At 66.6% G+C, this 3,668-nt stretch carries 3 protein-coding genes and 1 pseudogene; 3 read left to right on the top strand and 1 reads right to left on the bottom strand.

Translation table 11 applies throughout. The features are described 5' to 3' along the window. Positions 1-692 (top strand): AMP-binding enzyme (locus DYI24_RS23145; RefSeq protein WP_164574002.1); only part of this gene is annotated, 692 nt, incomplete at its 5' end. 216 nt (positions 693-908) lie between these two features. Here DYI24_RS23145 and DYI24_RS23150 read toward each other — a convergent pair. Next, on the bottom strand, positions 909-1,793 hold the full coding sequence (locus DYI24_RS23150) for a MaoC family dehydratase (RefSeq protein ID WP_164574003.1): 885 nt from the start codon (positions 1,791-1,793) through the stop codon (positions 909-911). Between the two features lie 206 nt (positions 1,794-1,999). Between DYI24_RS23150 and DYI24_RS23155 the strand changes: the two genes are divergently transcribed. Beyond that, the gene (locus tag DYI24_RS23155; protein WP_164574004.1) at positions 2,000-3,202 is read left to right on the top strand and encodes a CaiB/BaiF CoA transferase family protein; all 1,203 of its coding nucleotides are present in this window, start codon (positions 2,000-2,002) and stop codon (positions 3,200-3,202) included. A gap of 309 nt (positions 3,203-3,511) precedes the next feature. After that, positions 3,512-3,668: pseudogene (locus tag DYI24_RS28675) on the top strand (thiolase family protein); the annotation flags it as partial.

Raw genomic sequence — 3,668 nt, forward strand, 5'->3', positions numbered from 1 at the left:
GCCCGATGTATCTCGCCGACATCCGCGAGGCGCTCGGCGTGATGGGCCAGCGGTTCGTGCAGATCTACGGCCAGGGTGAATCGCCGATGACGATCACCTCGCTGAAGCGCGCGCTGCACGCCGACGTCGATCATCCGCGCTATCTGCAGCGGCTCGCTTCTGTCGGCACCGCGCAGAGCGTGGTGTCGGTGCGGATCACCGGCGCGAACGGCGAAGTGCTGCCGCCGGGCGAGACCGGCGAGATCGAGGTCAAGGGCTCAACCGTGATGCTCGGCTATTGGAACAATCCGCAGGCCAATGCCGAGACGCTGAAGGACGGCTGGCTGCGCACCGGCGATGTCGGGCGTTTGGATGAAGACGGCTTCCTGACGCTGTCGGACCGCTCCAAGGACGTGATCATCTCCGGCGGCACCAATATCTATCCGCGCGAAGTCGAGGAGGCGCTGCTGACGCATCCGGCTGTGCGCGAGGTCTCGGCGATCGGGGTGGCCGATCCGGAATGGGGCGAGAACGTCGTCGCCTGCGTCGTGCTGGCCGATGGCGCCGCGGCCGACGATGCTACGCTCGACGCCCACTGCCTCGCCACCATCGCCCGCTTCAAACGCCCCAAGCGCTACGTCTATCTCGATGCGCTGCCGAAGAATAATTACGGCAAGGTGCTGAAGACGGAGCTGCGGAAGATCGTGAAGTAATTCGGCAACAACATCCGATTCTCCTCGTCATGGCCGGCTCGTCCCGGCCATCCACGCCTTCCGGGCATCGCGAAGTCAAAGGCGTAGATGCCCGGCACAAGGCCGAGCATGACGAACTGATAGGTCCGAGAATGCCAAGGTCGCAAGATGCTGGAGGCAACCCTCCGCCGTCATCGCGAGCCACCGGCTTGGCGCGATGTCGACGACGGTCGCCGGTTATCGCATTGCCCCCACCATCGCCGGACGATCGTCGCCGTTGATCCAGAGACCGAAGGTGGTGCCGTCTTCGGTTGCGGCCTCGCGCAGCGATGCAATGCGGCCGAAATACACCGGGCCTTTCAGCCAGAGGTCGAGCTGCGTCGGTGGCTCTGGTGTCGGGGAGAGGTGGCCGAGGCATTGCGCGGCGATGAGCTGCGGGTGGGCCGAGGCGGCGGCGAAGCCGGTGGCACGCGCGTAGATATCGACGAGGTGCAGCGGATTGTAATCGCCGGTCAGCGCTGCCCAACGCAGCCGCTCGTCGCCAGCGACGGTCCATTGCGTCAGCGGCGGCAGCGACGGCTCGATCGCGGGCGAGGCCATCGGCGCGCCATCATCGGCGCCGTGGCTCGCCGGCCCGTCGAAGCGGCCGCGGTAATAGAACGTGGTGATGCTTTGCCACGGGCAATCCTCGCCCTGCATCAGTTGCGCCAGGACGTCGAGCTCGATGCCTTTGTCATGCACCCGCCAGCCGGTCGCCCGCACGATCAGGTCGGACGGCGTGTCGAGCTTGATGGTGTCGCTGCGGGTCAGCCGATTGCGCAGTTGCAGCGCGCGCCAGATCGGCAGCGGCCAGTCCCGGCACATCAGCAGCGCCATCGTCAGCCGGAAGCCGGTGACATGCGGCGCCAGCAGCATCAGGCGGTCGGCCGTCGCCGCATCGTCGCGGCCCGCAGCGCGTTGCAAGGTCGCCAGCGCAGCGGGACTGATCTGATAGCCGCGCCAGATGAAGCTGAAATCCGGGAAGCCGTCTTTCGGATTCCAGCCGCGCGAGGGCGCGAAGGCGTTCAGCATCAGCGCCGGGCCGAATGGCGGCGCGGTGTAGGTTGTATGATGGGTGGTCATCGCCGCTCGTCTCCGCCCCAAACTGCGGGAAGTCAACGGTTCGGCGGCTGCTCGGTCAATGAGGGCGGTCAAAACCTTCCGCGTCGTGGAGTTTGTCCCGCATGGCGCCATGCCGGGCGCCGGGTTGATCTCGGCGAGCCGGTCCCGTTACATCGCCATGACGGCGCCGATCAGAGCGCCGCGAACCAGGGATGCGAAGCGCCGCGATGGGGCCACTGGCGGGCACGACAATCGTCGACATGACGTCGGTGCTGATGGGGCCTTATGCCACCCAGATGCTCGGCGATTACGGCGCCGACGTCATCAAGATCGAATCGCCCGACGGCGACGTGACCCGGCAGATCGGTCCGGCGCGGCATCCCGGCATGGGTCCGGTGTTTCTCAACGCCAACCGCAACAAGCGCAGCATCTGCCTCGACCTAAAGCATGACGCCGGCCGCGCCGCCGCGCTGCGGCTGATCGCGCGCGCCGACGTGCTTGTCTATAACGTTCGCCCGCAGGCGATGGCGCGGCTGCGGCTCGGCTATGACGACGTCGCGCCGCTCAATCCGCGGCTGATCTATGCCGGCGTGTTCGGCTTCGGCCAGGATGGGCCGTATGCGGCCAAGCCGGCCTATGACGATCTGATTCAGGGCGCCACTGCGCTGCCGGCGCTGAATGCGCGCGTGGGAGACGGGACGCCGCGCTACGTGCCGAATGCGCTGGTTGACCGCATCGTCGGGCTCACCGCGGTCGGCGCGATCTGCGCCTCGCTGGTGCATCGGGATCGCACCGGCAAAGGCCAGCGGCTCGACATCCCGATGTTTGAGACCATGGCGAGTTTCGTGATGGGCGATCACATGGGCGGCCTCACCTATGAGCCGCCGCTCGATCGCGGCGGCTACGCGCGGCATCTGTCGCCGGATCGCCGGCCGTATCAGACTGCCGACGGCTACATCTGCGCCATGGTCTATAACGACAAGCAGTGGATCAGCTTCCTCACCGCGGTCGGCCGCGACGATCTGCTCGCCGACGACCGCTACACCAGCTTCGCCCGGCGCGCGGTCAACATCGACGTGGTCTATGCTGAGTTGGCGCGGATCTTTCTGACCAGGACTACGGACGAGTGGGTGACGTTGCTCGACGCCGCCGACGTACCGGCGATGCGGATGCACGACCTCGAAAGCATCCTCGACGACCCGCATCTGGTGGCGACCGATTTCTTCCCCGTGGTCGAGCATCCCAGCGAAGGCGCGATCCGCGATATGAAGGTTTCGGCGACGTGGTCCGACACCAAGGTCGAGCGCCAGCGCTTCGCGCCGCGGCTCGGCGAACACGGCGCCGAAGTGCTGCGCGAGGCGGGCTATCGCGCGGACGAGGTTGCGGAGCTGCAGCGCTGCGGCGCGCTGAAGTTGCCGCAGCGGAACTGAGCGTATGAAGCAAGCAGCGGTAGTGCTCAATCGCGTTGCTGGGTTGCCGGCACACTCCTCTTCTCCCTCTCCCGCTTGCGGGAGAGGGCTGGGGTGAGGGTTCTTGCTACAGGCTCAGTGCCCGCGGCCCCCCACTCCCGACCCCTCCCCGCAAGGGGGAGGGGAGCGCGCAATGCTCCGCGCGTCGTTGATCGTCTCCCGCAGTATCGCTGTGCTCTCTTCGTCATTCCGGGGCGCCGCGAAGCAGCGAGCCCGGAATGACGTTGATGGGTTTTGCTCTCTCGCGAGCGTCGAAGTGGAAGTGATCCGATGAGCTACATCACCGGCGTGGGTCTCACGCCGTTCGGCAAGATCGATGGTTCGACCACGCTCAGCCTGATGCGCGATGCGGCGGAGGCGGCGCTTGCGGATGCCGGCCTGAGGCGCGGCGATGTCGAAGGGGTGTTGTTCGGCGATTCGCCCACGA

The sequence above is a fragment of the Rhodopseudomonas sp. BR0C11 genome, from assembly GCF_010820945.1.
Classification (GTDB): domain Bacteria; phylum Pseudomonadota; class Alphaproteobacteria; order Rhizobiales; family Xanthobacteraceae; genus Rhodopseudomonas; species Rhodopseudomonas palustris_H.

What these genes read in the sequence shown, in the direction of transcription:
- DYI24_RS23150 (WP_164574003.1), bottom strand. Translation starts at nt 1,793, where the DNA reads ATGACCACCCATCATACAACCTACACCGCGCCGCCATTCGGCCCGGCG.
- DYI24_RS23155 (WP_164574004.1), top strand. Translation starts at nt 2,000, where the DNA reads ATGGGGCCACTGGCGGGCACGACAATCGTCGACATGACGTCGGTGCTG.